Raw genomic sequence first — 16,146 nt, 5'->3', positions numbered from 1 at the left:
TCATCACAAGACGTAACGTATCGCAACGCACCGTAACAACCGGAAGGCCCGCTTCCTCGCCTATCGCGCCAAGTCGCCGATTGCGATCTTCGGCTCAATAGCCCATCGACAGGAGAAAGTTCGCATACGCGGGCCACTAAAAGGCGCTTTTGCGCGCTTCATCCCGTGGTTCGCTGAGCGAACACGGGAACGGGCGCCCTCGCCGCGCACTCATCGGAACGCGCCGGCCGCCGTCCCGGTTCCCGCGCTCCCGTGCGCACTTGAGTGACGGGAGAACAGCGATGGGTCATCATCAGCTCGCCTCGCCATGCCCTTTTCCGGATCGGGGTGATCCGGTGTGCCATGGCCGGCGTCCAGCTCCGGCCGCGCCGCAGGGCGCGACGGATCCCAGGGGGAAGGGGAATCGTCCGATGACGCGCAACTGGCGTCGCCTGCCCGGCCGCCGAACGACTGCGGCCCTGCTGGTCGCGGCCGTCGCCGCGACCGGCATCACCTACGCCGGTCTCCAGCCGGACGAACCCGGAACCCGGGCGGAGAGCACGCCCGAGCGGCGGTCCGGCGCCCCCCTCACCGAGGCGGAGGCGATCACCCGGGCGGCCGAGACGGACAAGCCCGTCGAGGTCGTCTCTCTGCGCACGGAACGCTCCACCACCTGGGCCAGGCCAGGCGGCCTTCTCTCCAAGGAGCTGTACGCGTCCCCGATCCGGGCCAAGGTGGACGGCGAGTGGAAGAGCATCGACACCACGCTCCGCCGGACCGGGGAGGGCTGGGAGCCCAGGGCCACGGGGAACCGGATGATATTTTCCGCCGGTTCGCAGGCCGAGAAGGCCGGGAGGAGCGGGAAGGGCGGGAAGGGCGGGAAGGGGGCCGGAGAGCGGGCTTCCCGCGCCCAGCCGCGCCGGGTCATCGAGACCGCCGAAGCCGCCGGGACCACCAGGACCACCAGAGCCACCAGAGCCACCAGGACGACCAGAGTCACCGGGACCACCAAAGCCGCGAACGAGCCCAGAACACCCCTGGCGAGCCTCCAGGTGGGCACCCACACCATCCAGCTCACCTGGCCCGGCCCGGTGCCGGCACCCGTCATCGACGGCTCCCGGGCCCTGTATCCCGAGATACTCCCGGGCGCGGACCTGGTCCTCACCGCCGACAACGACGGATTCGCCCCCCTGCTCGTGGTGAAGAACCGCCAGGCGGCGGCCGATCCACGCGTCCAGCAGCTGGCCTACGGCATCGACTCGCCCGACCTCTCGTTCCGTCTCGACCCCGAGACGGGCGTACTCGGTGCGGAGAACGCCGACGGCGAGGGAGTCGCCTACTCCCCCACCCCGCTGATGTGGGACAACAGCGGCTCCCCGGCCATCACCGACGGAACGGTGGGGGCCACCTCCCAGCCCACCGCCCCCGAGACGCCCGACCCCGTGGACACCGGCAGCCCCACCCCCACCACGGACACCAGCCCCGGCCCCGGCGAGGAGCCGATCGAGTCGGACGAGCAGACCGACCCGTCCCCCGAAGCGCTCCCGTCCGCCTCGGACGGCCCCGAGCCCACCCGGGCGCCGGAGCCGCTGCCCTCCGCACCGGCGGAGCCCACGCCCGCTCCCTCGCAGACCGGTTCGGCGGCCACCCTCGGTCTGCCCTCGCTCGACGGCCCGTCGCCCGATTCCCGCGGTGAGCTGGTCGAGGCCGATCTGAACGGATTCACCTGGACGCTCACCCCCGATCAGGACTTCCTCGCCGACCCGGCGACGGTCTACCCGGTCTTCATCGACCCGTCGGTCAAGGAGGCGACGCAGAACTGGACCACCGCCTACGACCGCCATCCCAAGGCGACCTTCTACAACGGCAAGGGCTTCAACAAGGGCGGCACCCACGAGGCCCGGGTGGGATTCGAGTCGGACTCCTGGGGCACCTCACGGTCGTTCTTCAACATCGGCTTCGACAAGGATCTGAAGGGCACCAAGATCAAGGAGGCGAATCTGCGCCTTCTGTCGACCTACTCCTGGTCCTGTAGCCCCCGTTCGATGAGCGTCCATCTCACCAGCGCCATCAGCTCCCGCACCAACTGGAAGAACGCCCCGGAGCTGCACGACGGGAACAAGATCACCACTCAGAGCTTCGCGCTGGGATACAACTCCGGATGCCGCGATGAATTCGTGAAGTTCGATGTGCGGAAGGCCGCGCAGAAGCGGGCAGACAAGGGCGCCGACAGCATCACCTTCGGGCTGCGCGCACGCGATGAGGACTCGCAGTACGCATGGAAGAAGTTCCGGGCCAACGGCGAGTACGCGCCGAGGCTGGAGGTGATCTACAACCGCAAGCCGAACACCCCCACCTCGCTTGATCTCGGCCCGGACGCCAAGTGCACCACCACGGAGCCGTACGTCCGCATGGGTTCGGACGAACTGACCTTCACCGCCCGGGTGTCCGACAAGGACAAGAATCTGGACTTCTTCGACTTCGACCTCTGGCCGACCGGAGCGTGGAACACCTCGGGCGATCTGCTGAACTCCACCGGAAAGGTGGACATCAGCGGGATGGACCGCGATGTCGCCCTGGGCACCACCTCCGGGTTTCCCACCAGCAGGCTCAAGGACGGCACGCTGTACTCCTGGCGGGTACGGGCTCTGGACGACGCCAGCTCCTCCTCCGCCTATGCCCCCACGGGGACGCCGTGCCGGTTCGTGCTGGATCTGAAGGAGCCCAAGCCGCCCGTGGTGGAGTCCATCGACTTCCCCAACGCCGACGAGAACGAGAACGGCTTCGGCAATGAAGCCGAGGACGCCAAATGGAGTGCCAAGAAGTTCGGCACTCCCGGAGATTTCATCATCCGTGCACGCAACACCGATGTGGTGCGGTACGAGTACGGCTTCAACTCGGCCAATTACACCGGGGAGGTGCCCCGTTTCGCCGGACTTCCCACTGCTTATCCCGGCAAGATCGACGGAGCCAAGCCTCCCACCGCCGGCCCCAATGTGCTCTATGTCCGGGTCGTGGACGGCGCGGGCAATGTCTCCCAGCCGACCAAGTACCTCTTCTATGTCACCCCGCGCGACCAGTCCGACTCCCCCGGGGACTTCACCGGAGACGATCTGCCGGATCTAATGACGGTCACCGAGGGCGGAAATCTCTCCCTCTATCCCTCGCAGGCCGTCAGGGACCTCACCAGGGGCAGCGGCGACCTCGACTACTCGATGTCCGGCGCCTACCGGGCCAACCCCGACAAGGACCCCAACGGCGACGATCTGCCGCCGTTCGCGAGTGCCTCCCCGGGCCACTTCAAGGGCTCGCTGATCACCCACAACGGAGACGTCTACGGCGGCGACGGCCTCCAGGATCTGCTGGTGCGGGTCGGCGGCAGGCTCTGGGTCTACCCCGGTGACGGCTACGGCGCGGTCAACATCGACAAGCGGCGGGAGATCCGGCTGCCGGACAACGCGCCCAGCCCGGCGTCGTTCACTCAGATCGTGGCGGCGGGCGACATCACCGACGACGCCCAGACCGATCTGTTCGCGCTCGTCGGAGACGAGCTCTGGGCCTTCACCGGCTACCGGGGCGGCGTCTTCGACGAGGCGAGGCGCCTGTCCTCCACTCCCTGGAAGGAGCGGGACATCGTCACCGTCCAGGACGTGTCCGGGGACGGCGTCGCGGATCTGGTCTACCGGACCGAGAACACCCACCGGCTGCTGCTCCGCAAGGGCATCAAGGCCGCCGGCGGCGGGGTCGACCTGGACTCCCTGGCGAGTGCGGCGGGCTCGGCGGGCGGGGTCGACGCCGAGTACGGGGCGTCGGGCTGGTCGCGGGCGAGCGTGCCGATGCTGATGGGCACCCCGGACGCCAACGGGGACTCCGTCCCCGACATCTGGGCCGTGCGCTCCGACGGCTCCCTCCGCTTCCACGCGGGCGGCAAGACCGCGCTGACGGGATCCGGCTCGGAGATCATCGGGCCGACGAGCTACTGGAAGACACGGATCGCCATCGGCTGACGCGTCCGTCGCCGACAGCGGCGCCCCCAGCCCATCGGCCCGGGGGCGACGCTGTTCGTTGTATCGCGCCCGGTCGCCTCCGCCCGCTGTCCCGGTGCGGGGCGGCGGGCGGGTTCCTCAGTGGAGGAAATCCGTCAGCAGCCCGGTGATCTCCGATGGGCGCTCCAGCGAGGGCAGATGGCCCGCCCACGGCAGTTCGCGGTGGACGGCGCGGGGTAGGAGCTCCGGCAGGCGGGCCGCCGGGGCGCGGAAGTCCGGCATGTCGTGGGCGCCGGAGACGGCCAGGGCCGGGGCGTGGACCGCCGCGAGGGCCGATATGTCGATGTCCTCGGCTCCGTCGTGCTCCTCGGTCGCCGCCAGTTGCCGCCGGAACGCGTTCAGCTGCATCTCCGCCACGGCGGCGCGGGTCGCGGCGTCCGCCTCGGGCCCCAGCCAGACCTCGGCGTTCAGCTGGGCCGCGCCCGCGAAGTCCTCGGCCTCGAACAGCTCCGTCTCGCGCCGGTCGTACTCCGTCAGGCGGGCGCTCGGCTCCTCGCCGGGCAGTGCGGGGCAGAGCAGCGCGAGCGCGGACACCCGGTGCGGGGCGCGGGCCGCCAGCGCCAGGGCGGCACGGCCGCCGTACGACGCGCCCACCAGCGCGGCCTGTTCGACTCCCAGGGCGTCCAGCAGGTCGAGCACATCGTCGGCGTCGCGGTAGGGGGCGTCCCCGGCGGGCGTCTCGCCGTACCCCCTGAAGTCGCAGCGCACCACCCTCAGTCCGCTGTCCGCGAGAGCCTGCCGCTGCGGGTCCCACATCCGCCGGTCGCAGACGGTGGAGTGGAGGAGTACGGCCGTGGGGCCCGTGCCGGTGATGTCGTAAGCAAGTGTCACTCGGGCGAGGGTAGGTCACATCCGCCCCACCCGCCCCTCCTTATCCGGAGCATGCCCCTCCCTCCTTGAACATGTTCAAAAACAGGTCTACCGTCGTCCGTGACAGGCTTTTTGAACGCGTTCAAGGAGTGCGGGACATGGATCTCAATGTGGCGGCCTACGTCATATATCTGCTGATCAGCGTGGCGCTGACCGTCTGGGTGGCGCGCACCCTGAGCCGTAATGGGCGGATTTTCCTCTCCGATGTGACCCAGGGGAACGAGAAGCTCGCCGACGCCGTGAACCATCTGCTCGTCGTCGGCTTCTATCTGGTGAACCTCGGCTTCGTCGCCCTCTACCTCCGGGTCGCCGAGACCGTCGACGACACCCGCGAGCTGTTCGACGCGCTCTCCGTGAAGCTCGGTGTGGTCCTGCTCGTGCTCGGCGTGCTGCACCTGTGCAATGTCTTCGTCCTCAACAGGATGCGCCGACGCGGCGCGCTGGAGCGCGAGACGGTCCCCCCGGTGGACCCGCAGGGCTGGGCGGGCCGGCTCGACAAGACTCCGCCGACCGTCTCATGACCGCCCGCCGCCGGGGCGGCGGCGTCCCCGTCCGCCGGCTGACCGTCCTCTACGACGCGAACTGCCCCCTCTGCGCCCATCTGCGGGCCTGGCTGATCCGTCAGCCCCAGCTCGTCCCTCTGAGCCTGGTGCCCGCCGGGTCGGCCGAGGCGGAGCGGCTCTACCCCGGGCTCGATCACAGCCGCACCCTGCGGGAGATCACCGTCATCGGGGACCAGGGGCAGATCTTCGGCGGAACCGCCGCCTGGATCGTCTGCCTCTGGGCGCTGGCCGAGCACCGGCCGAAGGCGTACTGGCTCGCCACCCCGGCCGGAGCCCCGTTCGTCCGGGTCACCATGCTCGCGGCGGCCAAGTACCGCGAGGCGACGGCGGACCGGCCGGCGGGCACGGCGGACCCCGCCGCCGGGCCGCCCTGCGACGACCGGTGCGAGATCCCCCGTTAGGCTCGGACACCGTGACTGACGTGCAGGCTCCCAGGAGCGCCCCCAAGAGCGAGCAGACCCGCACGCTCATTCTCGAAACAGCCCTCCGGCTGTTCCAGGAGCGTGGTTACGACAAGACCACGATGCGGGCCATCGCCAAAGAGGCGGGGGTATCGGTGGGGAACGCGTACTACTACTTCGACTCGAAAGCCTCTCTGATCACGGGCTTCTACGATCGAATGTCCCACGAGCACGCCACAGTGACAGGTGAACGCCTTCAAGGAGCAGAAGATTTCGGGGAGCGGCTTGAGATCGCCGTCATGGCGTGGGTGGACTGCGCGAAGCCCTACCACGAGTTCGCGGCCCAGTTCTTCAGCACAGCCGCTGACCCTGACAGCCCGCTGAGCCCCTTCTCAGACGAGTCATACCCCGCCCGCGCGGAAGTGATCCAGATCTTCCGTGACGTACTCGAAGGGTCACAGGTGGGCCCGAAGCTGGACTCGGAGCTGGCCGAGCTTCTTCCTGACCTGCTGTGGCTATACCTCATGGGCGTGGTTCTCTACTGGGTGTTCGACCATACCGAGGACACCGAGCGCACCCGCGCCTTTGTGCGCAAGTGCGCACCTCTCGTAGCGCGTGCTGTCCGGCTGTCACGCTTCCGGTTGGTCCGGCCTCTGGTCCGCGATGCTGTGGAGCTGATGCAGGAGTTCGTCATTCCGAAAGTCCGGAGCGGCGTCACCAAATGAACGGGGAGCCCCGCCCGGGGTGCTTGCTTGGGTCCGGGTGGTCCGGGTGGGGCTCTCGTGTCTGCCCCGACGAGCCGGAGCAGTCGGGGCTGATGCACGGCAGTGCCCCTCAGTAGGCTGAGGCGCCGAGCAAAGGAGCACTGCACATGAGTTTCCGCCTCAAGGCGATCACCCGTGAGGAGCACCTGGCCTTCGTCGCGGCCCGGCCCTCGGCGAGTCACATGCAGGTCCCCTCGTGGGGGGATGTGAAGCCGGACTGGCGGGCGGAGAGTCTGGGCTGGTTCGACGGCAGCGGCCGTCTCGTCGGTGTGGGGCTGGTGCTGTTCCGGCCGTTGCCGAAGCTCAAGCGGTACCTCGCCTATCTGCCCGAAGGGCCGGTCATCGAATGGGACGCGCCGGATCTTGAGCGATGGCTGGAGCCGATGCTCGCCTACCTCAAGGCCCAGGGCGCTTTCTCGGTGAAAATGGGCCCGCCCGTCGTCACCCGCCGCTGGAGCGCGGAGGCAGTCAAAGCCGCGATCGCCGACCCTCAGGCCCGACAGCTGCGTGATGCCAAGGCCACCGCACACGAGCCGGGGGCCTTCGACATCGCCGACCGGCTTCGGCGGATGGGCTGGCAGCAGACCGAGCCCGGCAGCGAGGACGGCTTCGCCGCCGGTCAGCCGCGCTATGTCTTCCAAGTCCCGTTCGCCGGCCGCTCGCTGGAGGACATCCAGCGCGGCCTCAACCAGCAGTGGCGCCGCAACATCAAGAAGGCCGAGAAGGCAGGCGTCAAGGTCGTCCTCGGCAGCTACGACGATCTGCCCGCGTTCCACCACATCTACGTGGAGACCGCCGAACGCGACCGGTTCATCCCGCGCCCGCTGGGCTACTTCCAGCGCATGTGGACCGCGCTGACGGCCGAGGACCCCAACCGCATGCGCCTCTACCTCGCCCACCACGAGGGCGAAGTGCTCGCGGCGGCGACGATGCTGACCGTCGGTGAGCACGTCTGGTACTCCTACGGCGCCTCCACCAACCGCAAGCGCGAGGTCCAGCCGAACAACGCGATCCAGTGGCGGATGATGTCCGACGCTCATGAACTCGGCGCGAACATCTACGACTTCCGTGGCATCACCGACACCCTGGAGGAGAGCAACCACCTGCTGGGCCTGCTCCGGTTCAAAGTCGGCACCGGCGGTCAGGCCGTGGAATACCTCGGCGAGTGGGACTTCCCTCTCAACAAGCTCCTGCACAAGGCCCTCGACCTCTACATGTCCCGCCGCTGATGCACAGCCCCGGAACAGAGCCGGGCCCTCCGAGAACACCTCGGATGCCCGGCTGCCCAATACCCAAGACTCACCCGGTGGGCGCGTAGCCCTGACGCGCATCCCGCTCCGTCACGGCGACCCTGACCATGTGTTCCAGTTCGGCTATGCACATCTCGCAGCCGTAGATCCCTGTCTCCAGCCCTGCGGCGGCGACCGATCCGAGCCAGAGAACGGGTCCGGTCTGTCGGCAGTAGAGCCAGCACATGCCGGAGGTCCACACTCGGTGGTCGCGGCGGTTTCGCGTACCAGTCGCGGCTTCGCTCACGGCGAGGGCCGGCCGTACGGATCTCGGTTCTTCGGCGTGATGTCCAGCTCGGCCCAGACGCGTTTGCCGGTGATGAGGCGCTCGGCTCCCCAGCGGGAGGTGAGGGCTGCGACCAGGAGGAGTCCGCGTCCGTGTACGTCGCCTTCGCCCGCCGTTGCCGGGGATGACGGGGGAAGCTCCCGTGACGCGTCGGTCACCGTGAGGCGCACGGTGGAGTCCCCCACGCGGCTGAGGGAGACTCCGACCTGCGCTGTCTCAGTGTGGGTGACGGAGTTGGTGACGAGTTCCGTCGCGACGAGGGCCAAGTCATCGGTTCCGTGGCCGAGTCCCCAGGCGTCTAGGCACGAGGCGATGTCGGCGCGGGCCAGTCGTGGGGCGTGGACTGTTGAGGGGTAGGTCCGGCGGTGGCGCTCGGGGTCTGTGGGGGAGGCGGGCGTCGTCATGAGCATCGCCTTCGCCTCATCCCTGTGTGGGTGTGCCGTATGACGTCAGGGGTGTGAGCGGTCGGGGGGTTCTGCCGCATCGGGGTAACGTTCTTGCCGGACATGGCCACTCCTCTCCGTAACGGTTCCGCTACCAAGGGCGTTCAGAGTGGCCTAGAGTCGAGAGCCCTTCAACTGGGCAGTCGAGAAGGAAGGATTGGTGCCCGCTCTTGAATCGCAAGGACCTGAACCCCGACGAAGGACCGGTAGCCGCCTTTGGGGTGCGGTTACGCGGCGCGCGTGAGGGGCGTGGCTGGACGCAAGAGCATCTCGCCGACTTGATGGGCTATTCCAGTCAGCACATCTCGGCGATGGAAACTGGTCGCAAGCCTCCGACCCTTCGGAGTTCGCTGAGTGCCGACACGGTCTTCGGGCTCGCAGGAACCACCGCGTCGTTCGAACGTGCGTACATCGAAATCAAGCGCGGCGCGCTGTTGGAAGGATTCCCGGAGTACCTGAGCCGCGAGGGCCAGGCAGCAGAGATCCGGTTTTTTGAATCGGGGCTCATTCCCGGTCCGCTCCAGACACGGGAGTACGCACAGGAGCTTGCCAATAGCGCAGTACAGCGAGGCGACATCACGCCCGAACAAGCTGTTGACCGCGTGGAGTTCCTGATAGAGCGTCAAGCCGCCCTTGTCCGGACGCCACCGCCGCTGATCTTCGTGGTGCTGGACGAGAGTTGTATCCGTCGGCCCATCGGCGGGCCTGCCGTAATGGATGCCCAGTTGGCGCGGCTGATCGAGTTTGCTGAGCAGCCGAGCACTGCGCTTCAGATCGCTCCATTCAGCATGGGGGCGCGGCAGCCTTTTATTCGGTTGGTCCACCTTCTGACGCTGCCTGACAGATCCCTGATGTCCTACGTTGAGTCACAGACTCAGGGGCACCTGGATCGCGAACTAACCTCTGTGCTACCGCTGGTGAGGAACTACCATCAGCTACAGATTGAAGCAGCCTCTCAGGCAGAGTCTGTCGCCATGATCAACCAGGCACGAAAGGGCACCCCGTGACGACCGAATCACCCTCCTTCCGTTGGGTCAAGTCCTCCTATAGCACTCAGAACGGCGGTTCCTGTGTCGAGTGGGCCCCCGAGCACGCGTCCGCCACCGGTGTCGTCCCCGTCCGGGACAGCAAGCTCAGTGACGGGCCGGTTCTCATGGTGTCCCACAGCGCGTTCACCGGACTGGTGACACTCGCCCGCAACACCGACATGTAGCCGCGGCAGACGCACAGAAGCCTCGTCACGAAAGGGCACCCCATGACGACCGAACCCCTCAACTGGACCAAGTCTTCATACAGCGGCAACGGCGGTACCTGCGTCGAGTGGGCCCCCACGTACGCGTCGACTCACGGCGTCGTCCCCGTCCGGGACAGCAAGCGCCCGACCGGCCCGGTCCTCATGCTCTCCGGCCACGCGTTCACCGGACTGGTGACACTCGCCCGCAACACCAACATGTAGCGCATCAGACGCAGAAAAGCCCCGCCACGAAAGGGCGCCCCATGACGACCGAACCCCTCAACTGGATCAAGTCCAGCTACAGCAACAACGGCGGAGCCTGCGTCGAGTGGGCCCCGGAGCACGCGTCCGCCACCGGTGTCGTCCCCGTCCGGGACAGCAAGCTCAGTGACGGGCCGGTTCTCATGGTGTCCCACAGCGCGTTCGCCGGACTGGTCGCGCTCGCCCGCAGCACCGACATGTAGCCGCACCAGACGCAGAGAAGCCCCGTCACCCCAAGAAGCTTCAGGGGAACGGGGCTTCTTCATGCTCCGGAGGCCGCCCGGCTCGCGGTCACGCCTGGCGGGAGGCGAGTTGGACGATGGTGATGTCCGACTCGGCTCCGACGCGTACCGGCGGGCCCCACGCGCCCGCGCCCCGGGTGACATAGAGCTGGGTGTCGCCATAGCGCTCCAGGCCCGCGACGGTGGGGTTGGCCAGTTCGGCGAGGTAGTTGCCGGGCCAGAGCTGGCCGCCGTGGGTGTGGCCGGAGAGCTGGAGGTCCACTCCGTGGTCGACGGCGTCATGGATGACCACGGGCTGGTGGGCCATCAGCACGGAGGCCCGGGAGGGGTCGCGGTCGCCGAGCGCCCTGGCGAAGTCGGGGCCCGCGCCGGTGGCCTCGCCTTCGAGGTCGTTGACCCCGGCGAGGTCGAATCCGCCGGCGATCTCGACGCGTTCGTTCTCCAGGGGGTCCAGGCCCAGCTCCCGTACGTGGTCGATCCACTCCTCCGCGCCGGAGTAGTACTCGTGGTTGCCGGTCACGAAGAACGACCCATGGCGGGCCCGCAGCTGGGCGAGAGGCTCGGCGGCGGAGCCGAGATCGGCGACGCTGCCGTCGACCATGTCGCCGACGACGGCGACGAGATCGGGCTGCGCGGAGTTGATGGCGTCCACGATCCGCTGGGTGTGGGCGCGGCCGAGGATGGGCCCGATGTGGATGTCGCTGACGACCGCGATCCGGAAGCCGTGGGCGGATCGGGGCAGCTTGGCGAGGGGGACGGTGACCCGCTTGAGCCCGGGGCCGCGCAGCACTCCGTAGGTCCCGTGGCCGACGATCCCGGCGGCGGCGGCGACGGCGCCCGCGCCGACGGCCCGGGAGACGAAGAGCCGCCGTGAGACGCCGGTCGCGGTGCCGCCACCGGCACCACCACCGGCACCACCACCGGCACCACCACCGGCGAGCGCCGTGACGCCGGCTTCGGCTTCAGTTTCGGCCATCGTCGCCGTACCGCTTCCCAGCGCCCGGCCGTCCGAGGCCGTGCTCGCGGAGGGCACAGTGGTGCGATCCGTACCATCCGTACCGTCGTCGGCGGACGGGGCGAACCCGGGCCCCTCAGGGGATTCCGGAGTCCCGGCGGCCCGGGGATACTTCCCCTTGCGGAGCCAGACCGCTCGTACGGCCTCCCCCGCCAGCAGCGCCAGCACCAGATAGAGCAGCACGACCAGCCAGAGATACCCCGGCCACGCCAGCGCCTGCTGCAACCAGAACGGCGCTCCCGCCCGGGCCGACACCAGCGCTCCCACCGACAGCACCGGCAGCACCCACACCGCCACCGTGCCGGCCCTGCGCACCGCCCCGGCACCGCGCGTGGTGTCGCGGAAGAGTCTCCGCCACACATACCAGTGCGCCCCCGCCAGCAGAGCGATCACCGCTATCAGAACCAGGACGAACGCAATCAAGACAGCTCCCCTATTCTTCGCGCCGCAAAGCACGAACCCCACGCAACCCGATGGCTCCGACCACCGTCCCCAGAATCAGGGATGTTACGGCGAGCAGCAGGTGGACCCAGAAGTACGCCGTCGGGTCACCCGCGTCGTCGAACGCCAGTCCACTGCCGTCCTGCCAGAGATTCTTAGCGAAAGTGATCCAGATGACCCAGCTCCACACACCGAAGGCGAGCAGGAACCAGGACGCGGGGCGGCTGAGCTTCATCCACCCAGTATCCGGGGCACCCGTCGGCCGGGGGTCGCGGGGTGGGCCGTCCTGGCGGCGTCTCCGGCGAGTCATCAACCCGATAAGCATATTTTCAGTTTTGCCCTGTACTTTCACGTCCGTGTCTGCCCTGAAGAAGTCCGTGCTGACGGCCACCGCCGCCGCGCTGCTCCCTCTCGTCCTGGTGGCCCCCGCCTCCGCCACCACACACGATGACAAGCCCAAGGGCACGTCGAAGAGCAAGACACGCAAACAGCCCAATCCGCCGGCCGCCATGTCCACGGTCGGCGGCCCGCTGCTGGGCCGGTCCGGCACCCAGGTCCGGCTGGGGGCGGGCGCTCCCGTACTGCCCGAGGAGCTCAGCGGGCGCTCCTGGATCGTCGCGGACGCGGAGAGCGGGGACGTGCTCGCGTCGCACAACGCGCACTGGCGGCTGCCGCCCGCGTCCACCCTCAAGATGCTCTTCGCGGACACCCTGCTGCCCAAGCTGCCCAAGGCGACCACCCACGAGGTCGCCCCGGAGGACCTGGAGAACGTCGGCCCCGGCAGCAGCCTGGTCGGCGTCAAGGAGAACCTCAGCTACTCGGTGCACGACCTCTGGCTCGGTGTCTTCCTGCGCTCCGGCAACGACGCCGTCCATGTGCTGTCCGCGATGAACGGCGGCATCGACAAGACCGTCGCGGACATGCAGGCGCACGCCGAGGAGCTTCAGGCCCTCGACACCCAGGTGGTCTCACCGGACGGCTATGACGCGAGTGGACAGGTCTCGTCGGCGTACGACCTCACGCTCATCGCCCGCAGCGGTATGCAGAAGAAGGACTTCCGGGAGTACGCCTCCACGGTGAGCGCGGAGTTCCCCGGCGAGGGGGAGGGAGAGAAGCGGGAGACCTTCGAGATCCAGAACACCAACCGCCTGCTCACCGGCGATTACGGGATGGACCCGTACAAGGGCGTCGCGGGCATCAAGAACGGCAGCACCACTCATGCGGGCGCGACCTTCACCGGCGTCGCCGAGCGCAAGGGCAAGGTGCTGCTCGTCACCGTCATGAATCCGGACTCCGGCGAGGACAACGCCGTCTACAAGGAGGCCGGACGGCTGCTCGACTGGGGGTTCGAGGCAGCGGGGAAGGTGACCCCGGTCGGGGAGCTGGTGGCCCCGAGGTCCACGTCGGGCGCGGACACGGGCGGCGCCGGGCCGCATCAGGAGAGCGACGACCCGGGCTCCGAGCCGGTGGCGGCGGCGAAGGACGGAGCGGGCACAGAGGGCGCAGAGGGCAGAGAGGACACAGCGGGGGCTTCGGGCGGGATGGGGGCCGCTCTGGCGATCACCGGCGGGGTGCTGGTGGTGCTGGCGGCTGGGGTGTTCGTGGTGAACCGCCGCTGGCCGTCCCGCCGGCCCTGACCGCTGGCCGTCCCGCCGGCCCTGAGTCACCCGGTGTTCCGGTGTCGTCGATCGTGGACCGCAGACCCCGAACCCGCCGGCGGCCGGTCCGTCGCCGTCCACGCCGCGCAGTACAGCAGCAGCTTCGCCGTGAAGTTGATCCAGAGCAGCAGCGCGATCGGCACCCCGAACGCCCCGTACACGCTCTTCGACGCCACTTCCCGCATATAGCCGCTGAGCAGCAGCTTCAGCAGTTCGAAACCGACCGCGCCGATCAGTCCCGCGACCACCAGCCGGCGGCGTGGCGGACGTACCCCGGGCAGCAGCGTCAGCAGATAGAGCAGGATCAGGAAGTCGGCGGCCACGGCGACGGCGATCGCCGCGACCGTCAGCAGCACCCCCTCGGCCCCGCCCCTGTCGATGCCGAGCCGATCGGCGGACCACCCGACGGCGGAGGAGCCGAGCGCCGAGGCGGCGAAGGAGGCGAGCGCGGTCGCGCCCAGGCCGAACAGCACCACCGTGTCCTTGAGCCTGCGGACCACGGGGTTGCCCTCGTCCTCGTCGTCCAGCCCCCATACGGCCCGCAGACAGTCCCGTATCGAGCCGACCCAGCCCACACCGGTGAACAGCAGCAGCACGCCCGCGACCAGACCGACCGTGCCGGCGTTGGCGACCAGTGAGCCGATGTCGAGCTGATCGGAGATCCCCGGGACCTGTTCGGCGAGCCGGTCCTCCAGCCGCTTGAGCCGCTCCTGGCCGAGCAGGGCCGCGCCGATGGCCGCCGCGACCGTGATCAGCGGGAAGAGCGCGAGAAAGCTGAGGAAGGTGATGGCGGCGGCCAGCCGTGACCAGTGCGCCTTCTCCAGCGTCTCGTACGAATGCCAGGCGTGGGTCCGCATCAGCCGGGCCGCCAGCGGCCCGACCACCGGGATCTTCGTCAACCAGTCCATGCCGTACGCCTGCCCTCCGCGCCGCGCGCCATCACCGGCGGGGGTCCGCCGCCCGGGGCGGTGTGTACGTGCCGCTTTGGGGGTACGCCCCGGACGCGCCGCCCCGGGCATACGCGCCGCCCCGGGCATACGCGCCGCCCCGGGCGTACGCTCACAGGCCCGCGACCGCGAGCGCGTACATCGCGGCCCACACCAGGCCGATGACGGCGAGGGGCCGGTCGCCCAGCACCACGTCCTCGGGTTCGCCCGCCGTGCCCCGGTCGGCGAAGACTGCGTACCGCAGCACGGCGAGGGTGAAGGCGATCATCGACAGCTGGCGCCAGGGCAGCAGCGCCTCCTCGTCCACTCCGCCCGCCTCCAGGGCCCACAGGCAGTAGGCGAGCACGGCGACTCCGGCCGCGAGCTGCCAGACGAAGCGGAGATACCCGGTGGTGTACTCGTTGAGCAGGGCCCGCGTCGCACCGTTGCCGCCCGCCATCTGGACGGCTTCGGAGTAGCGCTTCGCCGCCACCATGAAGAGCGCGCCGAAGCCGGTGGTGATCAGGAACCAGCGGGAGAGCGGGATGTCGAGCGCGACTCCGCCGGTCATGGCCCGCATCAGAAAGCCGGTGGTGACCACGGCCATGTCGACCACGAGCACATGCTTGAGCCAGACGCAGTAGGCGAGCTGCATCGAGAGATAGGCGGTGAGCAGCGCGCCGGTCATGGCGTTGCAGAGGGTCGCGGCGCCGACGACGGCCACGGCGGCGAGCAGCGCGCCGGTGGCGTAGGCGACGGGCACGGGCACCTCTCCGGCGGCGATGGGCCGCCGGCGCTTCACCGGGTGGGCGCGGTCGGCCTCGGCGTCGCGGGCGTCGTTGACCAGATAGACGGCGGAGGCGGCGGCGGTGAACAGGGCGAAGACGAGCGCCAGTCGCGCGATGGCGGGGACGGAGCCCAGCTCTCCGGCGGCGGCGGGGGCGGCGAGGACCAGGGAGTTCTTGACCCACTGGCGGGGCCGGGCGGTTCTGAGCAGCCCGCCGGAGAGCCCGCCGGGACCGGGAGGCTGCCCGGCGGGCCGCCGGGGTCGCCGTTCGGGGCGCTCGGGCCGTTCGAGCAGGGCCGCGCCGCGCTCGGTCATCGCGCTCTTCTCCCGGGGTGGAGGGGGCCGGTCAGCCCGCGGACGCCGATCCGCGCGGCGATCCCGCCGAGGACGGCGCCCGCGGCGACGTCCGTGGGGTAGTGGACGCCGACGACGAGCCGGGACAGGCACATGGCGGCGGCGAGCGGGGCGAGGACGCGCCGTCCGGCGGGGAGGAGCGCGCCGAAGGCGACGGCCGCGGCGGAGGCGGAGGCCGCGTGGGAGCTGGGGAAGGAGTAGGGCCCGGCGGTCCGTACGAGCGCCTGGGGTACGTCCCCGACGCGGCTGGTCCGCGGCCCCGGCCCCGGGCCCGGCCCCGGGTGCCCCGCCGCGACCGCCGGGCCGGTGTCCGCCGGACTCCCGCCGCCGGGCGCATGCGGGTGCCGGGGGCGGTACGCGGGTGCGGGGCTGGGTACGGGTGCGGGCTCGGACTCCGGGTGCCCGGAGCCGTACGCGGGTACGGAGCCAAATACGGGGCCGGGCTCGGACCCCGGCCTCCCGAGTGCGAACGCCAGGCCGGGCACGGAGCCCGGCTGCCCGGGGCCGTACCCGGGTACGAGACCCGGATCGGACTCCGGCCGCCCGGAGACGTACGCGGACACGGGCGCGGGCTCGGACCCCGGCCG

The 16,146-nt window shown here is 69.6% G+C and carries 18 protein-coding genes; 10 read left to right on the top strand and 8 right to left on the bottom strand.

The window, feature by feature from the left end; genetic code table 11:
* Positions 1-410 precede the first annotated feature (410 nt).
* Positions 411-3,986, top strand: a complete 3,576-nt coding sequence (locus FF041_RS10485) for a DNRLRE domain-containing protein (protein WP_153522333.1) — start codon at positions 411-413, stop codon at positions 3,984-3,986.
* A gap of 117 nt (positions 3,987-4,103) precedes the next feature.
* Here the strand turns inward: FF041_RS10485 and FF041_RS10480 are convergent, their stop codons facing one another.
* Positions 4,104-4,856, bottom strand: a complete 753-nt coding sequence (locus FF041_RS10480; protein ID WP_323391583.1) for an alpha/beta fold hydrolase — start codon at positions 4,854-4,856, stop codon at positions 4,104-4,106.
* Between the two features lie 137 nt (positions 4,857-4,993).
* Between FF041_RS10480 and FF041_RS10475 the strand changes: the two genes are divergently transcribed.
* The 4 genes from FF041_RS10475 (at position 4,994) to FF041_RS10460 (ending at position 7,852) form a co-directional block, all read left to right on the top strand.
* Positions 4,994-5,416, top strand: coding sequence for a hypothetical protein (locus FF041_RS10475; RefSeq protein WP_153522325.1), 423 nt, complete (start codon positions 4,994-4,996; stop codon positions 5,414-5,416).
* Positions 5,413-5,859 carry a thiol-disulfide oxidoreductase DCC family protein gene (locus tag FF041_RS10470; protein ID WP_153522323.1) on the top strand — a complete coding sequence of 149 codons (447 nt, stop codon included), beginning with the start codon at positions 5,413-5,415 and terminating at the stop codon, positions 5,857-5,859. The genes FF041_RS10475 and FF041_RS10470 overlap by 4 nt, the downstream gene beginning before the upstream one ends.
* An 11-nt stretch (positions 5,860-5,870) precedes the next feature.
* Entirely contained in the window at positions 5,871-6,584 is a 714-nt protein-coding gene (locus FF041_RS10465; RefSeq protein WP_323391581.1) for a TetR/AcrR family transcriptional regulator, read from the top strand.
* 146 nt (positions 6,585-6,730) lie between these two features.
* Positions 6,731-7,852, top strand: a complete 1,122-nt coding sequence (locus FF041_RS10460; RefSeq protein ID WP_153522321.1) for a lipid II:glycine glycyltransferase FemX — start codon at positions 6,731-6,733, stop codon at positions 7,850-7,852.
* A 70-nt stretch (positions 7,853-7,922) separates the two neighbouring features.
* Here FF041_RS10460 and FF041_RS10455 read toward each other — a convergent pair whose 3' ends face one another.
* The gene (locus tag FF041_RS10455; RefSeq protein WP_153522319.1) at positions 7,923-8,099 is read right to left on the bottom strand and encodes a hypothetical protein; all 177 of its coding nucleotides are present in this window, start codon (positions 8,097-8,099) and stop codon (positions 7,923-7,925) included.
* A gap of 56 nt (positions 8,100-8,155) precedes the next feature.
* The gene (locus FF041_RS10450; protein ID WP_228388129.1) at positions 8,156-8,602 is read right to left on the bottom strand and encodes an ATP-binding protein; all 447 of its coding nucleotides are present in this window, start codon (positions 8,600-8,602) and stop codon (positions 8,156-8,158) included.
* 209 nt (positions 8,603-8,811) lie between these two features.
* Here FF041_RS10450 and FF041_RS10445 point away from each other — a divergent pair, with 209 nt between their 5' ends.
* From FF041_RS10445 to FF041_RS10430, 4 genes are read left to right on the top strand one after another with little or no spacing between them, the layout of a single operon-like run.
* Positions 8,812-9,648 (top strand): helix-turn-helix domain-containing protein, encoded by an 837-nt coding sequence (locus FF041_RS10445; RefSeq protein WP_153522317.1) that lies wholly within the window; start codon positions 8,812-8,814, stop codon positions 9,646-9,648.
* Complete coding sequence (locus tag FF041_RS10440) at positions 9,645-9,854, top strand: DUF397 domain-containing protein (RefSeq protein WP_323391579.1); 210 nt, start codon at positions 9,645-9,647, stop codon at positions 9,852-9,854. Before FF041_RS10445 ends, FF041_RS10440 begins: the two co-directional genes overlap by 4 nt.
* Before the next feature lie 42 nt (positions 9,855-9,896).
* The gene (locus FF041_RS10435; protein WP_153522315.1) at positions 9,897-10,097 is read left to right on the top strand and encodes a DUF397 domain-containing protein; all 201 of its coding nucleotides are present in this window, start codon (positions 9,897-9,899) and stop codon (positions 10,095-10,097) included.
* A 41-nt stretch (positions 10,098-10,138) separates the two neighbouring features.
* The gene (locus tag FF041_RS10430) at positions 10,139-10,339 is read left to right on the top strand and encodes a DUF397 domain-containing protein (protein WP_153522313.1); all 201 of its coding nucleotides are present in this window, start codon (positions 10,139-10,141) and stop codon (positions 10,337-10,339) included.
* An 88-nt stretch (positions 10,340-10,427) separates the two neighbouring features.
* Here the strand turns inward: FF041_RS10430 and FF041_RS10425 are convergent, their stop codons facing one another.
* Both FF041_RS10425 and FF041_RS38910 read right to left on the bottom strand, forming a co-directional pair.
* Positions 10,428-11,816, bottom strand: coding sequence for a metallophosphoesterase (locus FF041_RS10425; RefSeq protein WP_153522311.1), 1,389 nt, complete (start codon positions 11,814-11,816; stop codon positions 10,428-10,430).
* Positions 11,817-11,826: 10 nt separating this feature from the next.
* The gene (locus FF041_RS38910; RefSeq protein WP_228387055.1) at positions 11,827-12,069 is read right to left on the bottom strand and encodes an SCO4848 family membrane protein; all 243 of its coding nucleotides are present in this window, start codon (positions 12,067-12,069) and stop codon (positions 11,827-11,829) included.
* A 121-nt stretch (positions 12,070-12,190) separates the two neighbouring features.
* On the opposite strand from FF041_RS38910, the gene FF041_RS10420 reads away from it, so the two are divergent.
* Positions 12,191-13,471 (top strand): D-alanyl-D-alanine carboxypeptidase family protein, encoded by a 1,281-nt coding sequence (locus FF041_RS10420; RefSeq protein WP_323391577.1) that lies wholly within the window; start codon positions 12,191-12,193, stop codon positions 13,469-13,471.
* 26 nt (positions 13,472-13,497) lie between these two features.
* Here FF041_RS10420 and FF041_RS10415 read toward each other — a convergent pair whose 3' ends face one another.
* From FF041_RS10415 to FF041_RS38905, 3 genes are all read right to left on the bottom strand, one after another.
* The gene (locus tag FF041_RS10415; RefSeq protein ID WP_153522307.1) at positions 13,498-14,400 is read right to left on the bottom strand and encodes a YihY/virulence factor BrkB family protein; all 903 of its coding nucleotides are present in this window, start codon (positions 14,398-14,400) and stop codon (positions 13,498-13,500) included.
* A 151-nt stretch (positions 14,401-14,551) separates the two neighbouring features.
* Positions 14,552-15,520, bottom strand: a complete 969-nt coding sequence (locus tag FF041_RS10410; protein ID WP_153522305.1) for a decaprenyl-phosphate phosphoribosyltransferase — start codon at positions 15,518-15,520, stop codon at positions 14,552-14,554.
* Positions 15,517-16,044, bottom strand: a complete 528-nt coding sequence (locus FF041_RS38905; RefSeq protein WP_407698133.1) for a phosphatase PAP2 family protein — start codon at positions 16,042-16,044, stop codon at positions 15,517-15,519. Before FF041_RS38905 ends, FF041_RS10410 begins: the two co-directional genes overlap by 4 nt.
* Positions 16,045-16,146 lie beyond the last annotated feature (102 nt).

Origin of the sequence: Streptomyces jumonjinensis, assembly GCF_009600885.1 — a bacterium.
Classification (GTDB): domain Bacteria; phylum Actinomycetota; class Actinomycetes; order Streptomycetales; family Streptomycetaceae; genus Streptomyces; species Streptomyces jumonjinensis.
Note: the sequence above shows the minus strand (reverse complement) of the source record. Positions and strands in the feature narration are given on the sequence as shown.

What these genes read in the sequence shown, in the direction of transcription:
- FF041_RS10460 (WP_153522321.1), top strand. Translation starts at nt 6,731, where the DNA reads ATGAGTTTCCGCCTCAAGGCGATCACCCGTGAGGAGCACCTGGCCTTC.
- FF041_RS10430 (WP_153522313.1), top strand. Translation starts at nt 10,139, where the DNA reads ATGACGACCGAACCCCTCAACTGGATCAAGTCCAGCTACAGCAACAAC.
- FF041_RS10435 (WP_153522315.1), top strand. Translation starts at nt 9,897, where the DNA reads ATGACGACCGAACCCCTCAACTGGACCAAGTCTTCATACAGCGGCAAC.
- FF041_RS10455 (WP_153522319.1), bottom strand. Translation starts at nt 8,099, where the DNA reads ATGTGCTGGCTCTACTGCCGACAGACCGGACCCGTTCTCTGGCTCGGA.
- FF041_RS10485 (WP_153522333.1), top strand. Translation starts at nt 411, where the DNA reads ATGACGCGCAACTGGCGTCGCCTGCCCGGCCGCCGAACGACTGCGGCC.
- FF041_RS10410 (WP_153522305.1), bottom strand. Translation starts at nt 15,520, where the DNA reads ATGACCGAGCGCGGCGCGGCCCTGCTCGAACGGCCCGAGCGCCCCGAA.
- FF041_RS38910 (WP_228387055.1), bottom strand. Translation starts at nt 12,069, where the DNA reads ATGAAGCTCAGCCGCCCCGCGTCCTGGTTCCTGCTCGCCTTCGGTGTG.
- FF041_RS10415 (WP_153522307.1), bottom strand. Translation starts at nt 14,400, where the DNA reads ATGGACTGGTTGACGAAGATCCCGGTGGTCGGGCCGCTGGCGGCCCGG.
- FF041_RS10470 (WP_153522323.1), top strand. Translation starts at nt 5,413, where the DNA reads ATGACCGCCCGCCGCCGGGGCGGCGGCGTCCCCGTCCGCCGGCTGACC.
- FF041_RS10450 (WP_228388129.1), bottom strand. Translation starts at nt 8,602, where the DNA reads ATGACGACGCCCGCCTCCCCCACAGACCCCGAGCGCCACCGCCGGACC.
- FF041_RS10475 (WP_153522325.1), top strand. Translation starts at nt 4,994, where the DNA reads ATGGATCTCAATGTGGCGGCCTACGTCATATATCTGCTGATCAGCGTG.